This is a genomic window from Cytobacillus praedii (genome assembly GCF_001439605.1).
In the GTDB taxonomy this organism is placed as follows: domain Bacteria; phylum Bacillota; class Bacilli; order Bacillales; family Cytobacillaceae; genus Cytobacillus; species Cytobacillus praedii.
Window position 1 is genome coordinate 1 of record NZ_LMBX01000018.1, and the last position, 25,998, is coordinate 25,998.

The following is a 25,998-nucleotide window of genomic DNA, read 5'->3' on the forward strand; positions in this document are numbered from 1 at the left end:
GAGTCCAGTTCAATACCGTCTTCATACCAGCCAACTAGCTGCGTAATATAAAACTCTAACTTTTAGGGGTCACATCATTACTTCAAGAGTTTTGTTTTATTAGATTTCGAATAATTAAATCTAGTTGGTGGGCGATGATAACCAGAATACCAAAAATTGCGCCTAATAAAATACCTGGACTTTCAAAGAGGAAAAATCCTACAATAGCTCCTGAAATTATACAAAGAAAAGATAGCATACAATCACCTCAATACTATCCTAACTAAAATGGCTTATGTTGAATAGGCATCTTTGTAAATTGGTGGAAGGTACTTTATCAAATAAAAGTGTTTAATAAAAACGCCATTTTAAATTGAGGCAGTTTGTTAATAAAGTGGCTGTTGGTTTTGGCAAGGAGGAAATCCATTAATATCTTGAATCATATGAAAATCGTATTGCTTTAAAGCAAATTGGGACTGATATAAATATTCGATTATGAGTAGTTTTCCTCGTGCAGTACCACAAAGGACCCCAGAAGTTCCTTGACCGTTAGCCAAAGAAATTCCAATAGGCTGGCCAAGTAAATATCTAATTTTATTTTGCCAAGGCATCATTATCACTCCTTCTAATCATTTTATGAATACAGAAGGAATAGGTGCATGCCTGAATGAGTATCACTTGAAGGCGGGATGGGTATGACCGAACTTTTATTATTGTAATATCCAGGAAGTAAGGAAACTGGATAATCTTGTAGATAACACTTCTTTCATTATTTTAGAACCATCCCTTGATTCTGGACAAGTATGATTCAATAATGAACTAACAAAAGTTAAGACTGTATATGTTATTGGTAGGAATGCTGTATTACGACCAGTTTTTTTCGGACTATGATAACGAACAGTACATTGACGTACATAAAAGATAGATGTATGAAACACTATTCATTTCATTGAACTTCTATTTACTTTTATTTCTAAAATAAATGATAGTAGTCTTTAGTGAAGCGTATGAGCCGATAGCGGCATATCCATAAAACCAGCCCATAAATAGTCCTGCAACTATGTTATGTCGATGGCTTATAAAAATAGAAATCGCCAGTCCTATGATTAAAGCAATGGTTGGAACGAATTGTTTTGGAAGCTTAAGAAAAATTTTAATTAATTGTGTTAGTACTAATACGCAAGGGACAGCTATTACTGCATCCCAGAAGTTTGTATGTATAGTTGGAAAATCCATTTTAAATTACCACTCCATAAGAAAAAGTATTACATTAATTAAAAATAGAATAACACCCCCTAATAGAGTGTTAACAGAATATGGACACTTCCTTTATTGCACATCAATCATTTATGCTTTGTTTCTAAAAAGGTAATGAATATGGATAAAATTTGTAAGTGCAAGGACTCCTGCTTGGTTTATTTTTTATACTATTTAGCAGCTTATTGAATTGATAAATGAAGGATGTAAACTCATTCATTTTATTTTTGAAATTGACTGTTTTCCAACACAATAATTTTATCTTGTGATGGATTATGAGCGGCTTGTTTAGTTGTTTCAACCAAATCATAAATGTTCCTTACACATTGCTTAGCACCTTTAATTAATAAAGGCACCCCTATGAAATCTATATTCAATCCTCGGGAGAAAAAACCACCAACAGACATAATTTTTGGTACTGTAGGTGAGGTATTGGAAAAAATCAAACGCTCTTCAATCTTAAAATGTTCAAATAACATGGTTCCTAGACTTTCAAGTGAGGGGACAACAAGTTTTTGAGATTTTCTGCCTATCGTATAAACAGGGTTCCCATCATGATCCTTGCCATGAAAAATAAGTTTTCCAAAATCTTGTTTCGTCAATTGATTGAAATAAGGGACAGCTAAAATCTCTTCACTGGATAATGGGAAGGATGATGGCTTAATTATTTGTAAATGAAGTGCAGCAGCTAATGAGGTAGTATGCGTACCGCCATAATCATTATAAATAAAAATCATTTAATCAGCCTTTCTATTAATGCTAATATTAGTTTGTCCAATATTAGGTTAATGAAACATAAAAAAAGCAATGAGTTTTCCAAAATAGGAGGAAGGTAAATGGATTAAAACCAAATAAAAAAGTACCAAATATTAATAAGTCCACTAATAGTATACAGGACCATTTTAGAAGTTCTATTAATGTGGAGCTTCTAAAAAGACAAAATTTAGTGTTAATTGTTTTTAAAAAATAAGAGAACGTCGGATTATTGATTTAAAGTCATTTGTATGATAATGATACAAGGATTGTCCTGATAAATAATATAATCGTAGGAAGTGGTTTCAATGTTTTATGCAATTATCATGTTTTTATTTGCTGGTTTAGCTGAGATTGGTGGAGGCTATTTGATCTGGTTATGGTTAAGAGAAAGTAAGCCGATTTATTTTGGAGCATTCGGAGGAATAGCATTAGTGTTATATGGTGTAATTGCTACATTTCAATCATTTCAGTCTTTTGGAAGAGTGTATGCTGCATACGGAGGTATTTTTATCGTACTAGCAGTTTTATGGGGCTGGTTAGTAGATAAGAAAACACCTGATATGTATGATTGGCTGGGTGGAGCAATTTGTTTAGTCGGTGTAGCAGTTATGCTTTGGGCCCCTAGGACATAAAAGCTGTCCGTCATTTGGAGTAATTAGTTTACGCGGCAAAGATATCTAATTATCCAATAGAGTATGCATCATATCAAGGGCGAAAAGGAATTAGTGCTGCTAAAGGGGCTACTTGGTAAGAACCTATGGTTGTATTGATTTTCATATGCGTCAATTATATTTTTAAAAATGGCAGCAAAGTCGGGGCAGGATTTTCCACTGTCTATTTTTAAAAATATCACTTATATAAAAAATTCCTTATAAATTGTAAATGAGAGTAGGAAGGATAAAGCTATTATTCAGAATTATATTAGGTTTACTGATAGTTTGTTATGGAATATATTCAGTTATAGTTAAAAGTGATGGAATTCAAATAATACTGATTCCTCTTTTCCTCTATTTACTATTTTCAAAAAAGTTTAGAGAAAAAAATAATTGATCTTTATCATCATATGAGTCTAAATTTGTAATATACATTAGAAAGACATATGAAGAGGAATTATTAATATGAAATTATACACAGAAACATATAAATTATCTCGGCTGACAATAGTTATTTCTTTTTTAATTATACTATGGTTTCCTAATCACCTTTATTTAATTATTTTTCCGTTAGGAAGCGTATTAATTGAAAAAATAAGCTTAAAAGAAAAAATTAGCAACATGGTATTTTTATTAATTGGAAATGTAATTTTTATATTATTATTAAATGTCCCAACAGCAGAACAAAAGGTATATACAACATTTCTTTTATTATCGCAGCATATTCTGATGTTATTAGGTTGGCATTCCAATCAAAAAATAAATTAAAATGAATATGTATATGTATATGTATATGTATATGTATATGTATATGTATATGTATATGTATATGTATGGAATTAAAGAAGCCCTTTTTCATTGTTTCGGGCTTCTTATTTTTATTTAAGGGTATATACAGTAATAATTTACCGAATAAGTACTTACTGCCTAAGTTAATTTTTATGACCGCTGATGAAAAGCAGTGTGGGGAAAACTTTTAAAAATAGATGATTCTCAATAATTTTTCCTAACTTAATGACTACATTCACAAGTGCGAATTTTTTCTACATGGATCAAGTTGTATTTAGTGATCTCAACTGAAGACAAACAAAATAAATGTCTCGTATATGCACTCCACTTTATAAATTCACCGTATTTTATCATTATTTCCATCTCGAATTCATATAATTCATACGAATGTTAGTTCCTGAACGAGTTGAAAACGAATAAATGTTCGTATAAAATGAATGAAAAGGAGGTCAGAGTGATGAGTGGTTTACTATTAAAGGCGGCCGTATGTGGAGCTATATTAGAAATGATATATCTGGACTGTAAGGGGAATATAAGCCAGCGAAGAATCAAGGTTCTATCAGTAAAAGAGGAATCATTTAGAGCCTATTGCTATATCCGCACGCAGCAAAGGACCTTTAAAATAAGTAACATTTTATCAGTCAGGCCAGTACGAAACGCAAGGAGAGGGGCATAAATATGGCTAAAGTTAAGAAAAAACGACCAACAAGAGATGAATTTGAGTTAGAAGAGATCGGTAATACACTTGTAGAGGCATATGATGAAAAATTAGAAGTATTATTAGATGTTTGGGAAAAAGAGAACGTTCAAGGGAATATTATTAAGATGGATAGCCGTACAAGATTAATTCATATCGAGAAGAACTCTGAGATTACAAAGATTCCATTTATGGACATAATGAAAGTTTCTGTATTATAGAGTGAAGCTCCTCTCATTTGAGAAGAACTTTTTTTATTTCATAAAATCTTCCTATAGGTTTCTTTCTTTATCGTTAGTGCTCTTGTGATCCGTAACAGACATAGTCTTCATCTCTAACAAATTCCACCACTCTAATGAGATCGATTACAAACAATCCCTGGCAAAAGGCATTCTAAAATTCAAAAGATATACAAAGTTATCCATAATCCACGATTTGCACTTATTTGGGTGAAAAACACACCTGAACGGAAGAAAAAGCTTCAGAAGATATGTGAAGGTCTGAAAAAACAATCAACCTATAGGAGGTGTAAAGATTATTAAGTTGAAATTAACAATAGAGTCGTTTAAAAAGTTAATAAAAATGAATCATGCTATTCCACAAACGGGGAGCTTAGTTGAACAAAGGGAAAAAAGAATGCAATAGTTTCATTTTAAGTTTTTATAACTAAGTATTTATATTACATAAATAATGACATGAATGTAGGTTATTTTTCATACTATATTTTTGGGGTGGAAAAATGCCAAGAGCAAAATACCGAAGTTCAGACGTTGAATTAATGGCAAGGATGATGAGAGCAGAAGCAGAAGGTGAAGGGCAACAAGGAATGTTATATGTTGGAAATGTAATTGTGAATCGACTTGTAGCTAATTGTATAGACTTTATAGGTTTAAGAACAATTCCACAGGTCATTTACCAAGTACAAGGAGGAAATTATGCTTTTGAAGCAGTTCAAAAAGGGAATGTATTTTATCAAAGAGCGAGAGGTATTGAAAGAAGATTAGCAGAACAGAATTTGAAGCACTGGAGACAGCATCCGGCTAGATATGCCCTTTGGTATTTCAACCCATATGGGCCATGTCCTCCAACATGGTATGATCAACCTCATACTGGCCAATTTAAAAACCATTGTTTTTATGAACCAAAACCTGGAACATGTGATAGTGTTTATAGAGGTTAAGCATACTCTTTGAGTATGCTTTTTTACATGATTAAAATATTTATATAATATAAAACTTTTAGTAATAGTTTTTATCTAAAAAAGTTAGAAGGTGATTTTTTGTACTTAAGCTAATGGGTTGCTTTCCTTTAATAAAACATAGATTTTTAAATGACCATGATTCAAAATGCAGGAATTGGTTATGTACTTATTCAAGTTTCTCCATTAATACTAAATGTTCTAAAACAAGTTGGAAATGCAGTCTAATAATATGTGGATTTTTAAATTCGACCCCAAATCCCATATTTCATTCCTGTTAAGAACATATGTTTAGAAAATAAAAAGACCGCCAACCCCTTGATAAATAAGGAATTGGCGGTCTCATTTAATAGCGTCCCAGATAGGAATCGAACCTACGACCTACAGCTTAGGAGGCTCGGCTTTGTGCTAACGTTATGTCATCGTATTGTCATGCGGTGATTGTGGCGATATATATGACCTAAAGTGTCGATGTAATTCCTACAGTGTTAAATAATTTGTCTTACATACGCTATTTTGTCGAAATGTCAACGGAATGTCAAGTCGTTACTTATCGTCACCTTAACGGGTGGCGTTTTTTGTTCGTGTCACAACGTAGAGTCAAACGGTCGATTTTTCGGGCAAATAATAGAAGAAACTCGAAATATGCGCTTTACTTTGCTTTAGTTTACGGTTTGTTTCGCTGTGATTATATCGGATTTCATCGGCTGCGTGCCCCAAATGAAAGACCCCTCGAATTTTTTCAGCTTTATGTATAAAATCGTGCATAATTGCGTAATATTGCCGAAGTTGAGAAGCGTTCGTTTATACATTTCATGAATACGCTATACTGTTTCGACATAAACCGACTACCGATAACACTCATTAGGTTAACTAGGATTTACATGTCGAACCCTTGGTACGACTGGATTCCGCATGGTTACGCCGGTACTTTATTATGTAAACTAAACGAATATTCTTATGCACCCTCGGTGTATCAACGTTTTGATTAGAACGATACTGATTATTTCCCTAAAATCTTGCATGGATTTAACCAACGAATACTACTGTATAAATATTCATGGAGGGGCGGGCCACCCCCACACCCCCTAATATTTCCGAAAATAAGTGTATCTTAAATCCGCGCAATTTTTTTTATCTTTGAGGGGTTAGCTAATTCATACATACGGTATATTATTTATAAGTAAATAGTCAGTGTGATAAATTCGACAATATTGGTTAAAATTTCTCAAAACATTACATATTTTAGAAGGAAACTAGGTATCTTTCACGAAATATATAAACATATGTTATTTACACAATATGTTTTGGAGGGAGTAGGGATGAAAAAGCCTTGGAAGAAAAATTTAAATAAACTTCCTAAAGATATTCAAAATAAGTTTAATGAGATGGAGAACTTTATTGTATCAACAGCGAAAAAAATTAAACTAGCTGATATAGAAAATGGAGTATATGAACATTTAGGGATAAAAATTGAGAACGGTAAGGTAGCTTTTCCGAGTTCTATAATCCCGTCCCAAAAAATCGGCAGATACTCAAAATATAATGTATATGGTAGAACTTTTTCAAGGAAGGATTTACCTAAGATAGAAAAGGAATACTCTAATGAACTTCCTATTTATGGTGATTGGAGTAAGGGGTCAAATACAGTTAGTTGGACAAGGTGGGTTTGGCAAACAGAGCGGTGGCTTCCGAAATTTCTGAAAATTGAGATGGAAAGCCTTGAACAAGACGAAACTTCAATAACAATAAAATTTTCAATAACTAATATTCTGCATTCGAAATCAACAAATATTGATAAAGATGTATTATATTACTGTAATGTCTTACAAGAGAATATCGGTGTTCACGGAGTATATAAAGTGTCTGCCCCTAATAAAGATTATTTGGAAAAAATAGCTGTTGAATGGGAACTATTGCCTGTAGGTGAGAAGGAAAGTCTTGATAATAACATTGATTATTTATTAAAAAAACACAGAAATCCAAGTGAAAAGATAAAAAGTGTGTATACTGACAGGTTAAACTTCTTTTATAACGAACTAGGAGCAGAGAAAATAATTACAGGGACAGATGGATTTAATAGATACTTTGGAGCGTTATTAAAAAACGACATAGTAATTTTGGAAAACTCAAATTATGGAAATGCTGTTTATATATTCTTTAAGAACTGGGAGGTATTGAGCAAATTAAGTAGAGTGGAATTATTAAGTACTGCTTCAAATGACTTTGAAAGAGTTACTCATAGCGGTAATTGGAAAAACAAAATAGTAACCGCAATAAGGAATCATTTTTAAACTGTGGTTTCAACTACATTGCGAAATAGTCATCCTGTACACTGTTACCAAGCTGCTTCAACATTTTCCTTATCTTTGGAACATGCTCAATGTTATTACAAAATGCGTAAAATAATCTCAACTACTAAAAAATGAGTTAGAGATTGTAAAAATACTAGCTGTTATGAATCGCTGACCATTGGTTAGCGTTTTTTTGACGCTAGAGACGCGAAGTGATAACGAGGTCAAACGCTTGCGGCTGTAGGGTTTTAGCTTCTTTAGTGTGTGAAACTATGGTAATATTGCGTTAGATCGTGAGGGATAAAATTGAGTGTAAAAATGACATTAATTGAAGCACACAACAAGTTTTTACGTGTAAAAATGATTGAAGGTCTTGCAAAAAGTACAATTTCGGAGTATGAAAAGAATTTTAGGTATTTAATGGACTATTTGGGTAGGGATATGGATATAAGTGAGTTCGATCTTGATAAAGTAAGGGATTATATTTACTTTATGATTTATGAACGTGGTCTTTCTAATTATACGGTGAACATAAGAGTTAGAAATATAAAGGCTTTTTTGAGGTTTTGTTACTTAGAAGGGATAATTGAGAGTAATATTAACGCGAGAGTAAAGTTAATGAAAACGGACATCGACCACATTCAGCCTTTAACTCCCCAGGAATATAAAGAATTATTAGAGTTAATCAATAATAATAGAATCAATTTTACAAGAATGAGAGATAATTTAATTGTTTATTTACTATTAGATACAATGGTGAGAGTTTCGGAACTAGTTAGTATAAAAGTGAGCGATATAAGTATAGAAGAAGGGACTATCACTTTACGGCCGAAGAATACAAAGACAAGGAAGTACAGAATAGTACCGTTTTCTGAAACCAGCGCGAATTTGCTAGTAGACTTCTTAAAAAATCGAAAGTTTAAAGAATCTGAATATCTTTTAACAAATCACATTGGCGAACAAATGACGGCAGATAGCATCCAATATAAATTCCATCATTGGGCGAAAATATTGAAATTTAAGGGAAAGCGTTTGAGTCCTCATACTGTAAGACATACTGGCGCTTTGTATTACATACTTAATGGCGGAGACCCATTTTCACTGCAGCGCATTTTGGGGCATACATCAATGGAAATGGTAAGGCGGTATGTCCAAATGTCCGATGACAAAGTGAAGGTACATCATAATAAGTTTAGTCCCATTAATCAAATAGATAATGAAAAATAAAAAGGCGGCACCTTATTTGGTGTCGCTTTCTTCGTTTAGTTCAATAATTTCATTAATATCTTTAATATTTAGAGCGGTAGCAATTCTTTCGATGTGTTCTTTATTAATTGATTTTCTTTGATTGTTGAATAATTCGCTTATAGCAGCAGTTCTGATTCCAGTCATATCATGTAATTGCTTTTGGGTTAATCCTCGTGCCTTTAATACCTTGTCTAATTTAATATTTAACTTCATTTCTCCATCACCCCACTACTTATATGTTTAGTATACTTCATTAAAAATATTTTCGCAATTACGTAATTTTCAGTTGACATTACGAAATAACGGAATTATACTAAAGCTAATAAATACGAAATAACGGAATTTTTAAGGAGGTTACAATGGGGATTATTTACGCATATGGCTACTTCATAATCACAGGCATTATCGCAACTATCATCGTAAAGGCGGCGAGAAAATGGTATGTAAAATAAACGTAGTATTTACCGACTCGGAAAGTGAGGAGTTCGGAACGTTGGAATCAGAAGTTGTTCTACTAGCAAATGACATCACCCTAGACAGATATGACAACGAGGCAGTTATTCGCATGATTGACGAACCGATAAACGAAGATCAAGAAGTCGCACATATTGATTTAGCAACATGCGGAAGGTTGGAAGTCAGCTTTCTTGCGTTGGACAACCCTCTCGTAGACAAACTCGGATTAGATTGGATAGTTAACGCTCCATTTATTGAAGTAATAAGAGAATTAGCGAAAAAGGGGAGATAACAATGAAAAAAGTAATAGTTAAATTTGTGTCAGAAATATTATGGTCGCCGCCGGACGAGGATTATAGCGAAACAGGCATTCTGTTCAAAGACGGTCATGTTATTGTGGTTGACCGTTGGGGCGCCGTCGAAATTAATAAATGCAGTCCTACTAATGACCCTAATGTCGTTGTAGTCAATCATGATAACGGCGACAGCCAGGATTTATTGGAGGATAACCCTGATTTGTTTTTTAACTTAATTTTAAACGGAGGGGCTACGCTATGAGAAAGGTTACTGTTCAATATGTATTCGAAGGAAAAATTGACCCTAACGAAAATGAGGTCGGCGTGTTATTCGGCGATAAAGTTCTGGTTACCGGTGGACAAGTTAGCGTGTACAAGGCGGCTGCAACTGCCGACCCTAACGTCTATACCGTCAATCTTGACGCGGACAGCACCGACTATATGTACGTGAACCCATCGTTATTAATTGATTTATTGGTCGCTTAAATAAATAAGGCGCGGGCAGTTTGGACGTCGTGGGCAAGGGCGCCCAAGCTCGCTCGCTTAATTGTTGACGCGGGGTTTTATGGAGCGTACATGACGGCAACGTGTGCGTTGTGTAGGATTCCGTCAAAAGATCGACAGCCTAAAAAGTTCATCAGAAAGTGCGCGACTTTATATCTTCGCTTTGTCCTACTTTGTATAACTATAGAGTGCGCAGATTCAGTTCCTAGAGCGTATAGTATTTTAGATAGTTGTCCGAAAACGGATTCTCGCGGGTTTTATTAATTATAGGAATACGCACGCTACTTTCGATTCTCATTCCTATAATATTGTGGGGGCGAAAAAAGTTTTGCGAAAAGGATGCGCGCAACTTAACAATCTAAAACGTCATTCATATTAGAGGGAATTCCGCAGGCGGTTGCGACCAATATAAAGGAGGTGTCCCGTGTGGACATTCAAATCGATCAAATTAAAGTAGCGCATTATCAAGTGTGGCCGGAAATGGCTGCCGAAACATTTGCGCAGTTAGTGGCAGATATTAAAATGAATGGCGTTGCTTATCCTATTCTAGTTGATGAAAATCTTGTTGTTTTAGATGGACATCACCGCCTAAAAGCAGCAAAGCTTGCAGGGTTGACGCATATCGATTGCTATGTATGTGAGGGCGTAACGGAGGAAGATAAATTACAAATAGCACATAAGATGAACGCGACAACAAGGACTATCTCCACAGCAGATAAAAAAAGGCGGGCTGTTCAACTTCGAGCGGAAAGAAGGTCATACCGCCAAATTGCCGAATGGCTTGGCGTTGGGAAATCAACCGTTGAACGTTGGCTTCGAGGTGTCCCAAGCGGGACATTTAATCGAGTGAAGGGGTCAGATGGAAAGGAATACCCATCAAAACAACCGGCGCGACCAAGTCAGCAGGATTATGTTAATGGTTTGCGTGAAGAAGTGTCGAACTTAGAATCCGAGGTTTATAGGTTAAAAGATGAGATTAGAACGCTGTCAGTGGACAATAGAACAAAAGATGCGGAGATAAGTCGATTAACAATTGAATTAAGTCAAGCGAAAATGATAAATTCCCTTTTTGGAGGCTCGGATAATGGAAAGCAGATTTTCGCCACGATAGTAGGTCTTAATGAAACTGCGTCTATTCAAGAAATAGATAGAGCCTTCCGTAAAGCAAAAGCAACGGTGCATCCGGATGCGGGAGGAAACGATTGGGTTTCGCAAAGATATAACGTCAGTCACGATCTATTTAAACGCCTATATATCGGTAAACAAAGATCAACGGGCTAACGCCCGGCAGTCACTTGCGTTCCTGCAATCATTCATTATTTTCGCGAAAGTATTAATAGGAGGGCAGCGACGAGTGAGGTACGAACGAAGGAGCAAGGTTTTGTACTATTTCTCTTTAAGGAACAAACGCTGAAACCCTTGCGGCTGTAAGGTTCGCTGAAAATTTTAGGAAGGAAATTTCCTAAAACGTTGTGGAGTAGCAAAAATGAAACGGAGGAAACAAGATGACGAACATTAAAATTGTTGATTCGATTATGGGTAGTGGAAAGACAACTTGGGCCATTCAGTACATGAGCGAGGCATCCCCGTTAGAAAAATTCATTTACATTACGCCATTTTTAACAGAAGTGGAGCGAGTCAAAAGTGAGGTTGACGGACGACACTTTATCGAACCGAATAACGCAAATGTTGAAAAACGAAAGCTTCGTAGTTTAAAAGACTTGATAGCACAGGGGGCGGACGTAGTATCGACGCACAGCCTTTTTCAAACTGCGGATGATGAACTCATTGATTTACTAACCGACTCGGGCTATACGCTAATACTTGACGAAGTTATGGATGTTATCGAGCCGGTAAACGTGAATGCTAGCGATATTAAGAAATTGGAGTCGAGCGGTGATATTGAAGTGGACGGAAACAAGGTTATATGGAAAGGTGACCCACACGATGATAGTCGTTACCGTGATATTCGTATATTGGCACAGGCGGGTAATCTTTTTTATCACCGTGGTAGGTTCCTTATTTGGTCATTTCCGCCAAAGGTGTTCGAGTCGTTAGATAAAATTTATGTCTTAACGTACCTATTCAATGGTCAGTTTCAACGCTATTACTATGATATGTTCGGATTTGAATATGATTTTTCGGCAGTAGAGAAGAAAGAAGAGCGTTATGAGTTGGCGGACTACGATAAATCAAAAGAGAATCGCACAGAACTATTCGGACTTATGGAGATATATGACGGCAAGCTTAATGATTTAGGAGTCAATAGAAATGCATTTAGTGCCGGTTACCTACGAAGGGCAGACGTAGACGTACTAAAACAAATCAAAAATAATTTATATAACTACTTTTCCAACATCGCGAAGGTGAAAAAACATCAAATGTATTGGTCTACGCTCAAAGAGGTAGAGGCGCCGTTAACACCAAAAGGCTATCGCGGGCGGTCAATTCCAGTAAACGCAAGAGCCACGAATGATTATAAGGAAGTAGAGGCAATCGCGTATATCTTTAACAGATTTCCTAATCCACATGAACGAGCATTCTTTGAAGATAACGGAGTGACTGTTAACGTCGAGGCGTTAGCTGTGTCGGACTTGCTTCAATGGATATGGCGCTCACGGATACGTAACGGTGAGCCGATTCATGCTTACATTCCATCGAGTCGAATGCGTAGTTTATTGAAAGCGTGGGTCAAGTACGAAATTTAAGGAGGGAAACGGGGTGAGAGATAAATATACAGACAAACGAAAGCTCGATCGGCAAATACGCAAACTTACTAAAATAGTAGATTCAAAGTTTACTAATAAAAACTTTTTAAAGAAAAAAACGAGGCGAATCGTAAATGAACATATGCGAAACGACGGCAATAAACCGGTAATCGAAATACCGGAGCAACTAGACTTAATGGGGCGCTTACTCGTTAAAACGCATGAAAATATTGAGCGCCAAAACATCAGCAGGCGAACCCGTAAGGAATGGGAGGAAGAAGAAATCGAATTTATTCCGCCCGAACCTATCGAAATTCCGGAAGACCATCGCGTTTGTGAGTGCTGGAACTGTAAAAATACTTTCCCTATTCGCGGTAAAAAGATATATTGTTCGCCCGAATGTTCACAGGAACAACAGGACGCAAACAAGCGATTAAGAAAGACAGGTACTTTTTTATGTCCCAAACGGGACAACTACAAGCCGAATAGAGAAGAAAATACGGGCATAAAAGATCGTCAAAGGATGACTTACACTGACGACATAGAAAAATATAGGCGGATTGCAAAAAGAAAAGAGACAGGAAACCGAACGCATTCCCCGAATCGAAATCCAGATAAGCCCGCACCAAAGGTGAAATTACGTATGGGAGAGCAGGCGAGCCGAAATATAGAGAGACAAAAAACATACGAAGCATTTATTCGTGGACAAGCCTCCGGAATATTTACCGTAGATATAAAGTCAGGGTTAAAGATATTTCACGCAAATGGGAAGGAACACGAATATAGTGAGGAAGATTCAAGCATTGGCGCGTGATGTTTGAGTCAAATTATTTAGCTGATAGCCTTTTAGGTTGTCGGCTTTTTTCATGCCCAAAATTAACAACATTATGTAGAAAGGAAGTGTTTAAAAGTGAATCGCAAATTAATCAAAGCGCTCAGAGTAAATAAGTCTCTAAATCAATATCAATTCAGCGAATTAATAGGAATTAGTCGAGCGTTACTAGCGCAAATCGAAGCGGGATATGTTTCACCGAGCCACAAGGTAATTCAAAAAATTTACGATGTGTTAGATGGAGATTATATTCAGAAAGTACGCGATTTGCAATAAACGAGGGAGCGATCGAGAATGACAGTTGAGCAATTATTTACTTGCCGAACGTGCGGCATCGAGAAGCCGGCAAAGGATTTTCAGGCTGATCGAAGAATGAAACACGGGATAATTTATCGCTGTAAAAAATGTCGATGTAAAAAACGGGCTGAAAACGGCTCCTATATTAAAGAGAAGTTAAGAAAATACTCGTATAGGACAGGCGGAAACTCAATTCACATTACAGTTGAAGAATTACAAAAGGTATTGAAGCAGGAGACATGTTCTTATTGTGGATGCACTCTAACTGATGTTTTAAATGAATCAACGGAAGCCACGGTTGACCACGTATACACAATAAGCAAATCATACGGAGGCGTAAACTTGCCTATAAACATTATGCCGGCATGTAGAGGGTGCAATGCTTCAAAGCATAATGACCATATTTACGATTTCTATCAACGATCAGAAAAATTCACGCCTGAACTTTGGACGGAATTCGTCTCGGAGTTTGGACGCAGATTAATGAAGCGTGATCTTACCGACCTGGAAGTTGAGCAATTAAAACGCAACCTTGCTGACGAAGCTGACGATTTACGTAGGAATGCAGAACGTAGGGCGGTGGCGACAGGTTGAGTAACAAGCTTTGGAAATATGACACCGGCTGGCTATGTGGCTACACGGAAGATCGCGACCTAATTCGGAGAATCAAACGGTATAAAAGAGATTGGTCGATAATGGCGGACTATTTTCGTAATGGTCGGCTTACTGGCGTTCAATTTAAAATACCAATCGAGCAGCGCAGACCCGCAGAGCGAATGTTTAACGTGGCAAATATCGAAGAAAATAAGGCAGTTTAAGGCGATTCAACCTTAGACCCGTGTATTTATATTCCGTTTGAATTATCGGGGCTGTAATCGTTGTTTTTGCTTGAAAATCTGTCAAATACACACACTTTTCGGAGGGGATAAACTACGTGGCAAGGAAAAGTAGTAAGCAAACGCGGTATGACGCAATGAGCCAGCACAAGCAGCGCAAATATAAGGAGAAACAAAGCCCAAAAGGTCGCAAAGATGGTCGAGATTGGGCTTTTTATATGCTGAAAAAATTGAAGGTGGATGCCAATGAATGATAAGGAGATTACTTTCGCGCAAGTAGTCATTTTCGGTAAAGACCCGCAAGGTTATGGCGTCGGGGTTGAATTATGTAATTTTGATCGAACCCCTTACGCAATTATGAGCCTTTGGCTTCCGAAAGTAGAATTTCCTTCGCAACGACAGTCATTATTTAATACCTTTGAAGAAGTTTTTAAGTATATACCGGAGAATCACCGGCATGTAAAGTTTCGAGGATGTATTTCGTGGTTCACACACAGGGTTTACGAAATGAAACGAAAAGCTGGCATGTATGCCGACGGGCGGACGACTTCCTTTCATTACTTGGAACACAAGCCAGGCGTAGCGTTCTGTTTAGCTGTAGATGCCACAAGTAGAAAAACAACTATTATTGAAGAATTATAGGAGGGGTTTATTAATGAGTTATCGTGAATTAGAAGCATTCAAAAAGAAAGTATCAAGTATTAACGCATCTATCGCAAAGTTAGAGGAAAAGAAGGCGGAGCAAATTGCCAAACGTGCAAAAGCCGGTCAAGAACGTGAGGCTATGCTTATTTCAGAGGCGGTTGATGGCGTTGAAGCAGACCCGAAGAAACTCGGAGCGCTCCGTAAAACAATGGATGATTGCGAAGTTGAAATCGCAGAAATTGAGGAACGCATTGTACTAATCGAACAAAAACGTGCGGAGGCATTAGCGTCGGAATTACCTGCAATCAAAAAAGGACGTGACCGCGAAATTGAAAGTCTATCGCGTGAAGCTGCGGCTCAATTTACGGATGCCCGTAAGCTAATGTTCGAGTATTTGCTCGCACTACAAAAAGTAGGCTTAACTCGTGACGCTGCGAATAAATTGCATCAGGACTTTGTTTATCATGCGAAAATGGTCGACCCTGACGAATATGGACGGACACATTGGAATCGTGGAAGCGATGCTATTCCGATGCCGGTTCTATTTTACGACGATGCCGGTATTAAACTAGGTATTCGTGAAGGTGATCAAAAAGCAGCGCTTAACGGAAATATTGAACCAACTGTTATGCTATACCAACTCACTGGAGAAATTGAGTCCAGCAATAATGTTGCGTCAGCAAAACTTAGAAAGGCGGCGAGATAATGGAAAAACCTCAAGTAAAAAGACCTGACTTTGAAAGTCGTGAACGTTCTATAAAATTAATGCAAGCGGGCTACGCAGAAACTCAAGTTTCTGAAAAAATGGACGAAATTAAACGCGCCCAAGCGATGCAGGCTGTCCAATTAAACGATGTTGAGCAAAAGAGTCCACATCTGATGATGGCGACTGGCTATCGCGTGTTAGAGGAACTTAACAAGCCGAAACTTGCGGAAACTGAAACGACTATTCAACTAGGCGGTAGTGAAGTAGCTGAAAAGGATGCGGAATTGCAAGAGGTTGAAAATCACTTAGCAGAGGTAAGTGGAATGTTTTCGAAAATGGACGAAATTCTTGAATATCTGAAACAAAAAGCGACCGACGAGAAATAACGTCGGTTTTTTAATGCCCGCGTTTGTACGACATCCCCCAAGTTAGGTCGGAGCGGGCAAAAATAAAACGAAAAGAGGAATGTACATGTATACGCACAATATCGAAGAAGTTATTGCCGGAAAAAGATTTAGGGCGGTTTTAACTTACGACTCCGGAAAGCGTTTTAAGTCAGCGTTTGATCTAGGCGTTTACGATACCGAAGCGGAAGCACTCGCGGCAGTTGAACAGGCAAAATTATTACATGCCGAGGATTTAAAAGACCCAAAGGACATGCCGCAGAATCGACTAGAGCGCTATATTGACACACATTATCGAAAATATTACGGGTAAAGGAGGTGACGAGTAATGGATCGGAAAACTCAATACCGCTTACAGTTCGGGTTGCTCGTGCTTAAGGTCGACTACTTTGTCGGCGGTATTCCAAAAGACGTAATAAGGGAACTCGTCAGCTTTAAGCGATTATTCTCGACAATGGTTACCGATGAACGGCTCGGCAAAATTGCCGCAAATGACGTAATAATCGCTGACCTATTAATACGATATGCCGACGCGTTTAATAGCGGCGACAAGCTGAAAGCGGCAGAACTAAAAAAGCAGGCCGAAGCAAAGTGGCGCGAGACAGATGTATTAATTAACGCATTATGCGACAAGGAAGGAGGAAAATACTAATGGCGTTTAATTTAAGAGCAGTATTATCACTTGACGGCAGTCGGTTTATGAGCCAAATGAACCGTATTCAGCGACAAATGGACCAAGCGAACCGACAAACGAGACTTTGGCGCGACTCGCAAGGACGACTTCGTGACGAATTAGGACGATTCGCTAGGCAAGCTGATAGGTCGTCGCATTCAATGAGTAATTTCGGAAAGGCAATAACATCGCCAATTCGTGCGATCGGAAGCTTAACATCGGGTTTAGGCGGGCTAGTCGGAGCGTACGCGGCAGCATCGGGCGCTAAAAAGATATTCGAAGAAACAATCGGGCAAGCGGCGAAGTATGAACAAAGTACAGTCATGATTAGCGCGATGCTAAACGATAAAAAACTCGGTCAAGACTACATGAAACTCGTTGACAAGTTCGCGATAGACTCGCCTATTCTTGATTCACAAGGAATGCTAGGTAACTCTAAATCATTCTTAACTGCGTCAAAAGACATGAAGCAATTAGAAAAGATGTGGAGTTTGGCGGAACGTATGGCCGCAATCGACCCGTATCAAGGTCTTGAAGGAGCGGTATTCGCGTTGCGTGAATTATTCTCCGGTGATGCTATTTCGATTGTTAGACGTTTCGAAATGCCGAAGAAAGTTATGAACGACATTAAAAACCTCAAACTCGACGACCAGCTTCGCGAGCTAGACAAATACTTCAATAAAATCGGTATGACTCAACAGTTAATCGACGATATGGGTGGTACGACGCTCGGTGTGTGGGCGCAGATCAAGGAATCATCTAACGTAATTTTACGTAGTTTGGGAGCGCCTGCGCTACTTAAAATACGTGAGTTTCTGAAAGAAGTTCGAACCGGTATGCTGTCCGTTAGAGAAGTTATTGCCGATCGAAATCTTTTTACACCTGAGGAATTTCGCGAACGGATGAACCGTGCGATGCAATTTGAAAGTTTCCAAGAATCGGGTAAGAAAATCCTTGAAAATATTTCAACTGGATTTATTAATGCGGTAAAAGGCATTGGCGGATGGGTTGAAGCGATTACTTCGTCAGACGCGTGGAAAAAGGCCAACAGTCTTAGCGCAAAAGTAGACATAGTATTTTCAGACCTTTGGGCGAAGTTTACCGAGTGGGTTAACGGTGATGGAAAGCCGAAAATCGAGCAAGTCGCAAGTACGTTAACGCAAATATTAGCGACTGCGATCTCCACATCATCCGGCCCAATTCTTGAAAGTGCTAAAGGTATCGGGGAATCGTTAGGGAAGGGAATTATCGACGGCGCAGTTTCTCATGTTAAACAAAATTGGGGGAAAATGGTCGGGGAGTCGTTTTTAAATAGTCCAGGAATGAAAATAATCACCTCTCCGTTAAAAGTGGCGGAAAAAGCGATGGATGCAAAGACAAACGGCGGCTTTTCGGTAATGAAAGAAAAAGCATTTGACCAAATATTCCCGAAGAAAAACGGCGGCCTCGACCGTGTGCCGTATAATGGCGCTACTTACTCGCTACACAAAGACGAAATGGTCTTGCCACGTGGTGAGGCGGCAGAATATCGGAAAGGTAATCGAGGCGGAGGAAAAGGATTTTCTATTAATATCGCGAAAATGGAAGTACGTCAAGAATCCGACATTCAAAAGGTGGCTAACGAATTAGCGCGCTTAATCGAAATGGAAGGCGTACAGATGGCATAATTACCTATGGGGCTGACTTCGGTTGGCTCCGTCTTTTTTTTTGACGCAAACACACGCAAACGCACGCTAGAAAAATTTTACAATTGTTCGAACTTTCGCGATATAATGGGCTTAAATACATATGCGGAGGGGGAAAGAGCATGAAAAAGGCGTTAATTGGAATCGGGTTTGCTGCGTTAATTCTAGTAGCTTGCGCAAATGAACCGGAGGAAACGCAAGAGCCGGCGCAGGAAGAAACAAAGCCGGAAGTCGAAGAAGTGGAATTCGAGGAAGAGAAACCGGAAGAAACGGTCGAGGCAGTAGAGCAAGTCGAAGAAGTCGTAGAGGAAGAAGAAGAAAAGGAAGTCGAGCAGCCGGCGGAGGATAACTTCGATAAAGGGGCGTTCATTGCCGCGCTGACAAAAGATATGGACGAAAACTTCGGCGGCACCGATGAACCGATGGAATGGTTCAAGTACATAACGAAATATGACGTCGATTACGAAACAAAAACCGTTTATGCACATACGAATATAGATACGTTCAATGATACGGTAACTTACGACATATCTAACGCTATGATGAACTTAATTAATTACGACGATCAGACGTATTTCCACGTCAAGAAATTCATTGTAATCAACGCGAAAGGAAAAGAAATTTCGGTAATGAACAATCGAATGTAATGTAAAAACCCGCCGGTGGTTGCCTGCGGGCCTTTTCTTTATATACGTATACCATTACGTTTTACTATATTCCGTAAGGGTGAAAACTTATTATGCTGTTGGCGAATATGCTCATTATCCATTTGAACATATTTCCGTGTGGTATTTATTTCAGCATGATCTAATATGCGTTGAAGTGTAAACAAGTCACCGCCGTTTAGAATATAATTTCTCGCGAATGTATGTCTGAACATATGTGGATGTAATCGTGATAAATTCAACTTGCTCTTTAATCTGTTTAGTCTACGTCTAAACGCATCGGCAGTAAAGTCATACCCGAACGCACTCATAAATACTTGACTATTCTCGCCAAAATAATGTTGCGTTTCGTCTAATAACTGCCGTAGCCTTTTTGCAACCTCACGACTTAACGGTATCTCTCGTTGTTTTCTATTTTTCGCTATTTGTGAAGGTACATAAAGCGTTAGTTGTCGAAAGTCAATCTGCTCCTCAGTTAGTGATAACGCTTCATTTATGCGGAGACCAGAGTCTAATAATAGTAGAACTAAGGTTTTGTCTCGCCACTGCGCGTATTGCTTATCGTCATAGGTGGCCAAAATTTTGTCGACTTGTTCATCGGTAAGTCCGGGTACTTCCTCGTGTTCATCGTGTTTGACCTGTGAAATATTCATCATCGGGTTAGCCTCGATTATGCCCTCGTTATAAAGGAATTTAAACATTGTTCGGAGTGTACGAATACGAATATTAATCGTATTTACCGATAGTTTTTTATCATTATTTTGTCTAATCTCATCGCCTTCATATAGGCTTCTGTCATTTCGTAAATAATTAATGTATTCGCGAATCATATCTGCAGTTAAATCGTTAATGAAATGAGATCCGTTGTCTAACCAATCTTGTAAATAACGAACAACGCTGCGGTAGTTTCTAACCGTCCCAGGTCGAACCCCCTCTGCTTCTTTCGCCCTAACGAAAATGTCTAGCGCTTCATTAATTGTTGTATTTCGGTCAACGTGAAGCTGTCGGTCATTAGAGGGCTTTTTTGCTCCTCTTTCCGCTATATACCTACGATTCATAGTGTCCTAAAACCTCCGTTTCTAACACTGTAAAGGTCCTACATGCACTATTTTAACGTCCTATATACGACGAAAAACGCTATGTCAGCGATATTGTCACCGTAATGATTGTACGGTTGAAATAGCGATAACACAGCGTTTTCCCGGCGGTCTCATTTAATAGCGTCCCAGATAGGAATCGAACCTACGACCTACAGCTTAGGAGGCTGTCGCTCTATCCTACTGAGCTACTGGGACATAATATAATGTAATAATTAGACAACAAAATTTATTATAAACCCATTTTTCCAATCTAGTCAATTATTTGGATTAAATGAAAAAAGGACACAAGCAATGTCCTAGATTAAATCTCTAAGAGGGCTTGATTGCAAGCACTCTGGTTAATGCTATCCCACCAAATTTAATTCGAATGAATAGTTAGCCATAAAAAAACTGCACCCCAATTGGTAGTTGTGACAACAATTGGGGTGCAGTTTAGCAAAAAATCTTCTCATTCTAACTAAGCAGCTTTTTTCGATAAAAGCGTAAAAGAGATTGTCCTTTAATTTTTAGACTCTTCAGTTTCGATATTTCCAGCTCAATAATTGGCTGTGCAAATGAAGTGATAAACTTGCTGGATAGGAGTAAGGCGAGTAAAAGAGACGCACAGGCTAACAATAGGAAGTTTTCAGGCTTTGTAAAGTAATCTTGTACATCGCTTTCCCTGAACACCCTTATGAAAAATCCATGCAATAAATAAACGTACAGGGTGTTTTTTCCTAGGCTTGTAAAAAAATATTGTTTTCTTGGAACAAGGGTAAAGAAGGTAAACACCATGATTAAGCTTAATAGATAGAATCCCAATCTAGTAAAAATAGCAGTTAAAGATGTTACGTCTAATTCTGAATAGGGTTTAGATCCAAGAAGCCATTCATAATTAATTTCTGGAAATAGATAAAAGCCCGTAAAGACTACCGCCAATATGCAGAATGCAGCCACTTTAAATTTTGGCTTTAATAAGGAGTAAAAGTGCTCCTTTTTCATAAAGTAGCCAAGTAAGAATAACGGGAAAAATACAAAGGTTCTTGAAAGGCTTAAATAATTGGCAATGGAATCAAAATATCCAACTGCTAGTCCGATTAATAATGCAGCTGATAAGGAATAAACCGCCTTATATTTTGCAAAGAGAGGAAGGAGTAGATTCCAGAAAAATAAGCTGATTAAAAACCATAATGACCAATGCGGCGTAAGCGGGTCAACTTGAAAATCAGATTTATCATACAAAAAATAGTAAAAAATTGAATAGATTAATTGAAAGATTATATAGGGCAAAATAAGTTTCTTAGCGATTTTGGGCAAATAGCCTTTTTTCTGAAAGCCTTTTGCAAAATAACCCGAAACGAGAATAAATGCAGGCATGTGAAAAGTATAAATCACCTTATATATAGTATAAATGGTTTCGCTCTCCCCGATATAAGAACGTAAAAAGTGTCCGAAGACCACAAAGAAAATTAAAATAAATTTAGCATTGTCGAAGTAAAAATCACGTTGCTTCATAAATCCACCTCTTTTATAGCCCCCTATAAAAGATATCCTTTTATTTACTTACCCACATTATCATGTATTAAACAAAATTTGACCATTTAATAAGTGGAAGTTGAACCATAACGTACCAATTATTAAGACTCCTCTTCTGTTATAGCACAATTGAATCACTGTTATATAATTGTGGATGGGTTATTAAACGTTGTTATTACTGCGATTTTTAAAAATAAATAAATCTGTTTCAAATTTTCTGTGAAATAGTTGATATTTGTCACAGCCTAATATGAAACCTTCCCATAAAATGAAAATGGGGATTATTTGTCAACCAGTATTAGAAAAACATGGCATTTGCCGAGCCTTAGTTTTTCATCTGCGTTCAGAATTTATGGATATAAGTACTGAATAGCTAAAAAATACCAAAGGGAATAATGGGAGGGAGAATATGTCAATCTTACCTAAGAAAAACGAACTTGGTTTTTTTGAAATTAGATTGGAATCAATAGGCGGTCTTGGAGCGAATTTGGCTGGAAAGATGCTTGCAGAAGCAGGGGTTCTTGGGCTTGGATTAAATGGGTCAAATTTTTCTTCATATGGTTCTGAAAAGAAGGGATCTCCAGTTAAAAGCTTCATCCGATTTTGTGATCCGGATGTTGAGATTCGTGCACATAGCCCAATTGAACAGCCGCATGTAGTTGGGGTATTTCATGAAGCACTATATAAAACAATTGATGTGGTAAGCGGTTTAGCTCCAGATGGCATACTACTTGTAAATTCAACTCGTAATTTTGATGAAATAAAAAGAGATTTAAAATTAGAGTATGGAACTTTAGCAATCGTTGATGCTTTGCAAATTGCCGTTGAAGAAAAAACGAAAGTCAATACAGCAATGCTTGGTGCATTATTCCGTATTTGTGAATTTCTAGATCCAGAATCTATGAAAAATATTATCCGTAAGACATTTGAAAAAAAATATCCTCATTTAGTTGAACCTAATATTCGGACCTTCGAACGCGGTTACAACGAAGTTCAATTTAAAACCTATGAAACGCCAATGGGTGCCCAAGGAAAATCCTTTTCACGTTCTATGCCCAAGCTTGGATACAAAACGCAGGAAATAGGCGGTGTCATTACAGCTCAGGCGAATAGTGTATTAAAGGATCTCAGCGGTTCCAGACAGGGGTTTCTGCCAAAGTTTGAAATAGAGCAATGCATAAACTGTGCTGCTTGCGATACGGTTTGTCCAGATCTTTGTTTTGTCTGGGAAGCAGGAGAGGATAAAAAGGGCAGAACGCAAATGTTCTTAAAAGGAATAGACTATCAATATTGTAAGGGATGTTTGAAGTGTGTGGAGGCATGTCCAACGACAGCTTTAAGTGATTTAAGGGAAAAAATTGGCTATGCTGAATCCAATCGAGTAAAACATAACTTTCCTTACATAGCAGGAGGGGTATCATAATGGCAATGGCAGAAAAAGAGTTGAAAGGAATCAATCAAGCTGAGCAGCTGACGACATTTGAAAGTGGAAATGAAATGGCTGCAATGGCTGCTGCACAAATAAATTATCATATCATGGGCTATTTTCCTATTACCCCTTCTACAGAGGTCGCACAATACTTAGACCAAATGAAGGCTCGGGGCGAACATAACATTAAGTTAATTCCTGCAGATGGAGAGCACGGATCAGCAGGAATTTGCTATGGAGCTGCTGCTACAGGAGCAAGGGTTTTTAATGCAACAAGTGCGAATGGGTTTATGTATATGCTTGAACAGCTTCCAGTTCAGGCTGGAACACGCTTCCCAATGGTAATGAATTTGGTCACTCGCGCTGTCAGTGGTCCTTTAGATATTCGCGGCGACCATTCTGATTTGTATTATGCTTTAAATACTGGCTGGGTTATCCTGACTGCGAGAACACCCCAAGCTGTTTATGATATGAATATTATGGCATTGAAAATTGCCGAGCATGCAAAAGTTCGCCTGCCAGTAATGGTTGCTTATGATGGCTTCTTTACCTCTCATCAAAAAAGGAAGGTACATTATTTCAAGGAAAGGGAAGTAGTTCAGCAGTTTGTCGGAGAATGTCCTACAGATTATAATTTTGCCCGTGATCCGAAGGCACCTGTCACTATCGGTGCACATATGAATGGGGAAGACTTGATGAACAACCATTTCCAACAGTCAGAAGCCATGTATGCTGCTGGAGATATATTTAAAGAGATAGCTGATGAATATGCAAATATTTCTGGACGGGACTATCCTGTTTTAGATTTATATGGAATGGAAGATGCTGATGTGGCTCTGTTCTTATTGAACTCTGCTGCTGAAACAGCCAAGGATGTTGTTGATCAGCTAAGAAGACGAGGGATTAAAGCTGGGGTGATAAGTCCTAATATTATACGTCCATTTCCAGCAAAGGAGATACGTGAGGCATTAAAGAATGTGAAGGCTCTGCTGATCGGAGAAAGAGCGGATTCTTATGGGGGGAACGGACCGAATTTAACACATGAAGTAAAATCGGCATTACAGGATGATAAAAACAACAAAACAATTGTATTAAGCCGTGTATTTGGACTAGGCGGGAAAGATTTTTATGCAGATGACGCAGAGCTTTTCTTCAAGGATGCTATTGAGTCCATGGAATTAGGCTATGCGATCAAGCCCTTTGATTATTTCGGTCATATACCTGGCGATCAGGAGAAGATTTTAAAGCCTGTTATCACTCCTCAGCATGGAGATGTTTATAAATCAGGTTTGATTCATGTAAATAAAGATCCTGAAACTAACAAACTCAAGGTAAAGCTTCCACCGATACGATCCCTTACTTCAAAACCGAAGAGAATTGCATCTGGCCACGGTGCGTGTCCAGGCTGTGGAATTTTCACTGGATTAGAGCTTTTCTTTAAAGGCATTGAGGGAGATGTCGTTGTCCTGTATCAAACAGGCTGTGCATATGTGACAACAACTGCCTATCCATATTCGTCACATAAACAAACGATGATCCATAACCTTTTCCAAAATGGAGCAGCAACCTTATCTGGAACAGTAGAAGCGTTCTTAGAATTAAAAGAGCGTGGGGAAATCAATGTATCTGATGATGCTACCTTCGTCATGGTGACTGGAGATGGCGGGATGGACATCGGTATGGGTTCTGCGATTGGTACCGCTTTAAGAAACCATAATTTAATCATGCTGGAATATGATAATGAAGGCTATATGAATACGGGATCGCAGATGTCTTATTCCACACCAAAAGGACATATGACTAGTACTAGCAATGTTGGGAAGGCTCAAAAGGGGAAAAGCTTTCACCATAAAGACACGGCACAAATTATGGCTGCAACGAATATTCCTTATGTATTTACAGGGGCGGAGGCATTTCCTCAGGACTTAATTAAAAAGGCTGCAAAAGCACAATGGTATGCACAAAATGTCGGAACAGTTTACGGGAAGATCCTAATCACTTGTCCGCTAAACTGGAAATCAGAGGATCGTTATGGAGAGAAGATCCTTGAAGCAGCCGTGAACGCTTGTTTCTTCCCGCTGTATGAAGTGGAAGAAGGAATCACAACAATTACTTATAACCCAGACGAGAAGAAGAAGAGGGTTCCTCTAATGGAATGGCTAAAATATATGGGGAAAACCAAGCATTTATTAAAAGAGGAAAATAGGGAACTGTTATCTGAGTTAGAAGAAGAAATCGAATATAGGTGGCAGCGTCTTCTTGCCAAAAATAATCATCCATTTTTATAATTATCTAGGTAAAAAGCAGGGTACTTGTACTTTGCTTTTTTTTCTATTGGGAAATAAAAACAACAATTTCCTTCAAAAGTATAATTGT

General features: G+C 38.0%; 32 protein-coding genes and 1 tRNA gene. 26 read left to right on the forward strand and 7 right to left on the reverse strand.

Annotated features, from left to right (window positions below; all coding sequences use genetic code 11):
- Nucleotides 1-365: 365 nt before the first annotated feature.
- The 3 genes from ASU02_RS17700 to ASU02_RS17710 all read right to left on the reverse strand — a co-directional run bounded on the left by ASU02_RS17700 (nt 366) and on the right by ASU02_RS17710 (nt 1,973).
- Nucleotides 366-590: a hypothetical protein gene (locus ASU02_RS17700; RefSeq protein ID WP_057766061.1), complete on the reverse strand. Its 225-nt coding sequence runs from the start codon at nt 588-590 to the stop codon at nt 366-368.
- Between the two features lie 346 nt (nt 591-936).
- Complete coding sequence (locus ASU02_RS17705; RefSeq protein ID WP_057766063.1) at nt 937-1,215, reverse strand: hypothetical protein; 279 nt, start codon at nt 1,213-1,215, stop codon at nt 937-939.
- A 242-nt stretch (nt 1,216-1,457) separates the two neighbouring features.
- Nucleotides 1,458-1,973 carry a DUF3189 family protein gene (locus ASU02_RS17710; protein ID WP_057766065.1) on the reverse strand — a complete coding sequence of 172 codons (516 nt, stop codon included), beginning with the start codon at nt 1,971-1,973 and terminating at the stop codon, nt 1,458-1,460.
- A gap of 324 nt (nt 1,974-2,297) precedes the next feature.
- On the opposite strand from ASU02_RS17710, the gene ASU02_RS17715 reads away from it, so the two are divergent.
- From ASU02_RS17715 to ASU02_RS17745, 7 genes are all read left to right on the forward strand, one after another.
- A complete protein-coding gene (locus tag ASU02_RS17715; RefSeq protein ID WP_057766068.1) occupies nt 2,298-2,624 on the forward strand; it encodes a YnfA family protein in 327 nt (108 codons plus the stop codon).
- 486 nt (nt 2,625-3,110) lie between these two features.
- Nucleotides 3,111-3,413 carry a hypothetical protein gene (locus tag ASU02_RS17720; protein WP_057766070.1) on the forward strand — a complete coding sequence of 101 codons (303 nt, stop codon included), beginning with the start codon at nt 3,111-3,113 and terminating at the stop codon, nt 3,411-3,413.
- A 478-nt stretch (nt 3,414-3,891) separates the two neighbouring features.
- Nucleotides 3,892-4,110 carry a hypothetical protein gene (locus ASU02_RS17725; protein WP_057766072.1) on the forward strand — a complete coding sequence of 73 codons (219 nt, stop codon included), beginning with the start codon at nt 3,892-3,894 and terminating at the stop codon, nt 4,108-4,110.
- A gap of 2 nt (nt 4,111-4,112) precedes the next feature.
- Nucleotides 4,113-4,352: a YolD-like family protein gene (locus tag ASU02_RS17730; RefSeq protein ID WP_057766074.1), complete on the forward strand. Its 240-nt coding sequence runs from the start codon at nt 4,113-4,115 to the stop codon at nt 4,350-4,352.
- 518 nt (nt 4,353-4,870) lie between these two features.
- Complete coding sequence (locus tag ASU02_RS17735; protein WP_057766076.1) at nt 4,871-5,311, forward strand: cell wall hydrolase; 441 nt, start codon at nt 4,871-4,873, stop codon at nt 5,309-5,311.
- A gap of 1,340 nt (nt 5,312-6,651) precedes the next feature.
- Complete coding sequence (locus ASU02_RS17740; protein ID WP_057766078.1) at nt 6,652-7,623, forward strand: hypothetical protein; 972 nt, start codon at nt 6,652-6,654, stop codon at nt 7,621-7,623.
- Between the two features lie 306 nt (nt 7,624-7,929).
- Nucleotides 7,930-8,850, forward strand: coding sequence for a tyrosine-type recombinase/integrase (locus ASU02_RS17745; protein ID WP_057766080.1), 921 nt, complete (start codon nt 7,930-7,932; stop codon nt 8,848-8,850).
- A gap of 12 nt (nt 8,851-8,862) precedes the next feature.
- Here ASU02_RS17745 and ASU02_RS17750 read toward each other — a convergent pair whose 3' ends face one another.
- The gene (locus tag ASU02_RS17750) at nt 8,863-9,084 is read right to left on the reverse strand and encodes a helix-turn-helix domain-containing protein (protein ID WP_057766082.1); all 222 of its coding nucleotides are present in this window, start codon (nt 9,082-9,084) and stop codon (nt 8,863-8,865) included.
- A gap of 280 nt (nt 9,085-9,364) precedes the next feature.
- Here ASU02_RS17750 and ASU02_RS17755 point away from each other — a divergent pair, with 280 nt between their 5' ends.
- The 17 genes from ASU02_RS17755 to ASU02_RS17830 all read left to right on the forward strand — a co-directional run bounded on the left by ASU02_RS17755 (nt 9,365) and on the right by ASU02_RS17830 (nt 19,560).
- Nucleotides 9,365-9,619 (forward strand): hypothetical protein, encoded by a 255-nt coding sequence (locus tag ASU02_RS17755; protein ID WP_157684532.1) that lies wholly within the window; start codon nt 9,365-9,367, stop codon nt 9,617-9,619.
- A gap of 2 nt (nt 9,620-9,621) precedes the next feature.
- Nucleotides 9,622-9,885, forward strand: coding sequence for a hypothetical protein (locus ASU02_RS17760; RefSeq protein ID WP_057766086.1), 264 nt, complete (start codon nt 9,622-9,624; stop codon nt 9,883-9,885).
- Nucleotides 9,882-10,109, forward strand: coding sequence for a hypothetical protein (locus ASU02_RS17765; RefSeq protein ID WP_057766088.1), 228 nt, complete (start codon nt 9,882-9,884; stop codon nt 10,107-10,109). Before ASU02_RS17760 ends, ASU02_RS17765 begins: the two co-directional genes overlap by 4 nt.
- A 444-nt stretch (nt 10,110-10,553) precedes the next feature.
- Nucleotides 10,554-11,408: a helix-turn-helix domain-containing protein gene (locus ASU02_RS17770; protein ID WP_057766090.1), complete on the forward strand. Its 855-nt coding sequence runs from the start codon at nt 10,554-10,556 to the stop codon at nt 11,406-11,408.
- Nucleotides 11,409-11,632: 224 nt separating this feature from the next.
- A complete protein-coding gene (locus ASU02_RS17775) occupies nt 11,633-12,835 on the forward strand; it encodes an SGNH/GDSL hydrolase family protein (RefSeq protein WP_057766092.1) in 1,203 nt (400 codons plus the stop codon).
- Between the two features lie 13 nt (nt 12,836-12,848).
- On the forward strand, nt 12,849-13,649 hold the full coding sequence (locus tag ASU02_RS17780) for a hypothetical protein (protein WP_057766094.1): 801 nt from the start codon (nt 12,849-12,851) through the stop codon (nt 13,647-13,649).
- A gap of 96 nt (nt 13,650-13,745) precedes the next feature.
- Nucleotides 13,746-13,943 (forward strand): helix-turn-helix domain-containing protein, encoded by a 198-nt coding sequence (locus ASU02_RS17785; RefSeq protein WP_057766095.1) that lies wholly within the window; start codon nt 13,746-13,748, stop codon nt 13,941-13,943.
- A gap of 18 nt (nt 13,944-13,961) precedes the next feature.
- Nucleotides 13,962-14,558, forward strand: coding sequence for an HNH endonuclease signature motif containing protein (locus tag ASU02_RS17790; protein ID WP_057766097.1), 597 nt, complete (start codon nt 13,962-13,964; stop codon nt 14,556-14,558).
- Complete coding sequence (locus tag ASU02_RS17795; RefSeq protein ID WP_057766099.1) at nt 14,555-14,782, forward strand: hypothetical protein; 228 nt, start codon at nt 14,555-14,557, stop codon at nt 14,780-14,782. The genes ASU02_RS17790 and ASU02_RS17795 overlap by 4 nt, the downstream gene beginning before the upstream one ends.
- Nucleotides 14,783-14,898: 116 nt before the next feature.
- Complete coding sequence (locus ASU02_RS26490; RefSeq protein WP_157684533.1) at nt 14,899-15,054, forward strand: hypothetical protein; 156 nt, start codon at nt 14,899-14,901, stop codon at nt 15,052-15,054.
- On the forward strand, nt 15,041-15,442 hold the full coding sequence (locus tag ASU02_RS17800; protein WP_157684534.1) for a hypothetical protein: 402 nt from the start codon (nt 15,041-15,043) through the stop codon (nt 15,440-15,442). The genes ASU02_RS26490 and ASU02_RS17800 overlap by 14 nt, the downstream gene beginning before the upstream one ends.
- On the forward strand, nt 15,429-16,151 hold the full coding sequence (locus tag ASU02_RS17805) for a hypothetical protein (protein WP_157684535.1): 723 nt from the start codon (nt 15,429-15,431) through the stop codon (nt 16,149-16,151). Before ASU02_RS17800 ends, ASU02_RS17805 begins: the two co-directional genes overlap by 14 nt.
- Entirely contained in the window at nt 16,151-16,537 is a 387-nt protein-coding gene (locus tag ASU02_RS17810) for a hypothetical protein (RefSeq protein WP_057766105.1), read from the forward strand. The genes ASU02_RS17805 and ASU02_RS17810 overlap by 1 nt, the downstream gene beginning before the upstream one ends.
- Before the next feature lie 85 nt (nt 16,538-16,622).
- Nucleotides 16,623-16,868, forward strand: coding sequence for a hypothetical protein (locus ASU02_RS17815; RefSeq protein ID WP_057766107.1), 246 nt, complete (start codon nt 16,623-16,625; stop codon nt 16,866-16,868).
- Nucleotides 16,869-16,883: 15 nt separating this feature from the next.
- Nucleotides 16,884-17,207 (forward strand): hypothetical protein, encoded by a 324-nt coding sequence (locus ASU02_RS17820; protein WP_057766110.1) that lies wholly within the window; start codon nt 16,884-16,886, stop codon nt 17,205-17,207.
- A complete protein-coding gene (locus ASU02_RS17825) occupies nt 17,207-18,895 on the forward strand; it encodes a hypothetical protein (RefSeq protein WP_057766111.1) in 1,689 nt (562 codons plus the stop codon). The genes ASU02_RS17820 and ASU02_RS17825 overlap by 1 nt, the downstream gene beginning before the upstream one ends.
- A gap of 83 nt (nt 18,896-18,978) precedes the next feature.
- Entirely contained in the window at nt 18,979-19,560 is a 582-nt protein-coding gene (locus tag ASU02_RS17830) for a hypothetical protein (protein ID WP_157684536.1), read from the forward strand.
- A gap of 38 nt (nt 19,561-19,598) precedes the next feature.
- Here ASU02_RS17830 and ASU02_RS17835 read toward each other — a convergent pair whose 3' ends face one another.
- From ASU02_RS17835 to ASU02_RS17845, 3 genes are all read right to left on the reverse strand, one after another.
- Nucleotides 19,599-20,636, reverse strand: coding sequence for a tyrosine-type recombinase/integrase (locus ASU02_RS17835; RefSeq protein ID WP_057766115.1), 1,038 nt, complete (start codon nt 20,634-20,636; stop codon nt 19,599-19,601).
- 163 nt (nt 20,637-20,799) lie between these two features.
- Nucleotides 20,800-20,873, reverse strand: a tRNA-Arg gene (locus ASU02_RS17840).
- Nucleotides 20,874-21,131: 258 nt separating this feature from the next.
- A complete protein-coding gene (locus ASU02_RS17845; protein WP_057766117.1) occupies nt 21,132-22,172 on the reverse strand; it encodes an acyltransferase family protein in 1,041 nt (346 codons plus the stop codon).
- A 430-nt stretch (nt 22,173-22,602) separates the two neighbouring features.
- Here ASU02_RS17845 and ASU02_RS17850 point away from each other — a divergent pair, with 430 nt between their 5' ends.
- Nucleotides 22,603-23,616 carry a 2-oxoacid:acceptor oxidoreductase family protein gene (locus ASU02_RS17850; RefSeq protein WP_057766119.1) on the forward strand — a complete coding sequence of 338 codons (1,014 nt, stop codon included), beginning with the start codon at nt 22,603-22,605 and terminating at the stop codon, nt 23,614-23,616.
- Nucleotides 23,616-25,910 carry a thiamine pyrophosphate-dependent enzyme gene (locus tag ASU02_RS17855; protein WP_057766122.1) on the forward strand — a complete coding sequence of 765 codons (2,295 nt, stop codon included), beginning with the start codon at nt 23,616-23,618 and terminating at the stop codon, nt 25,908-25,910. Before ASU02_RS17850 ends, ASU02_RS17855 begins: the two co-directional genes overlap by 1 nt.
- Nucleotides 25,911-25,998 lie beyond the last annotated feature (88 nt).

Bases quoted from the DNA above. Each gene is read 5' to 3' on its own strand.
- ASU02_RS17700 (WP_057766061.1), bottom strand. From the start codon at position 590: ATGCCTTGGCAAAATAAAATTAGATATTTACTTGGCCAGCCTATTGGA.
- ASU02_RS17705 (WP_057766063.1), bottom strand. From the start codon at position 1,215: ATGGATTTTCCAACTATACATACAAACTTCTGGGATGCAGTAATAGCT.
- ASU02_RS17710 (WP_057766065.1), bottom strand. From the start codon at position 1,973: ATGATTTTTATTTATAATGATTATGGCGGTACGCATACTACCTCATTA.
- ASU02_RS17715 (WP_057766068.1), top strand. From the start codon at position 2,298: ATGTTTTATGCAATTATCATGTTTTTATTTGCTGGTTTAGCTGAGATT.
- ASU02_RS17720 (WP_057766070.1), top strand. From the start codon at position 3,111: ATGAAATTATACACAGAAACATATAAATTATCTCGGCTGACAATAGTT.
- ASU02_RS17725 (WP_057766072.1), top strand. From the start codon at position 3,892: ATGAGTGGTTTACTATTAAAGGCGGCCGTATGTGGAGCTATATTAGAA.
- ASU02_RS17730 (WP_057766074.1), top strand. From the start codon at position 4,113: ATGGCTAAAGTTAAGAAAAAACGACCAACAAGAGATGAATTTGAGTTA.
- ASU02_RS17735 (WP_057766076.1), top strand. From the start codon at position 4,871: ATGCCAAGAGCAAAATACCGAAGTTCAGACGTTGAATTAATGGCAAGG.
- ASU02_RS17740 (WP_057766078.1), top strand. From the start codon at position 6,652: ATGAAAAAGCCTTGGAAGAAAAATTTAAATAAACTTCCTAAAGATATT.
- ASU02_RS17750 (WP_057766082.1), bottom strand. From the start codon at position 9,084: ATGAAGTTAAATATTAAATTAGACAAGGTATTAAAGGCACGAGGATTA.
- ASU02_RS17760 (WP_057766086.1), top strand. From the start codon at position 9,622: ATGAAAAAAGTAATAGTTAAATTTGTGTCAGAAATATTATGGTCGCCG.
- ASU02_RS17765 (WP_057766088.1), top strand. From the start codon at position 9,882: ATGAGAAAGGTTACTGTTCAATATGTATTCGAAGGAAAAATTGACCCT.
- ASU02_RS17775 (WP_057766092.1), top strand. From the start codon at position 11,633: ATGACGAACATTAAAATTGTTGATTCGATTATGGGTAGTGGAAAGACA.
- ASU02_RS17790 (WP_057766097.1), top strand. From the start codon at position 13,962: ATGACAGTTGAGCAATTATTTACTTGCCGAACGTGCGGCATCGAGAAG.
- ASU02_RS17800 (WP_157684534.1), top strand. From the start codon at position 15,041: ATGCCAATGAATGATAAGGAGATTACTTTCGCGCAAGTAGTCATTTTC.
- ASU02_RS17810 (WP_057766105.1), top strand. From the start codon at position 16,151: ATGGAAAAACCTCAAGTAAAAAGACCTGACTTTGAAAGTCGTGAACGT.
- ASU02_RS17815 (WP_057766107.1), top strand. From the start codon at position 16,623: ATGTATACGCACAATATCGAAGAAGTTATTGCCGGAAAAAGATTTAGG.
- ASU02_RS17820 (WP_057766110.1), top strand. From the start codon at position 16,884: ATGGATCGGAAAACTCAATACCGCTTACAGTTCGGGTTGCTCGTGCTT.
- ASU02_RS17825 (WP_057766111.1), top strand. From the start codon at position 17,207: ATGGCGTTTAATTTAAGAGCAGTATTATCACTTGACGGCAGTCGGTTT.
- ASU02_RS17835 (WP_057766115.1), bottom strand. From the start codon at position 20,636: ATGAATCGTAGGTATATAGCGGAAAGAGGAGCAAAAAAGCCCTCTAAT.
- ASU02_RS17845 (WP_057766117.1), bottom strand. From the start codon at position 22,172: ATGAAGCAACGTGATTTTTACTTCGACAATGCTAAATTTATTTTAATT.
- ASU02_RS17850 (WP_057766119.1), top strand. From the start codon at position 22,603: ATGTCAATCTTACCTAAGAAAAACGAACTTGGTTTTTTTGAAATTAGA.
- ASU02_RS17855 (WP_057766122.1), top strand. From the start codon at position 23,616: ATGGCAATGGCAGAAAAAGAGTTGAAAGGAATCAATCAAGCTGAGCAG.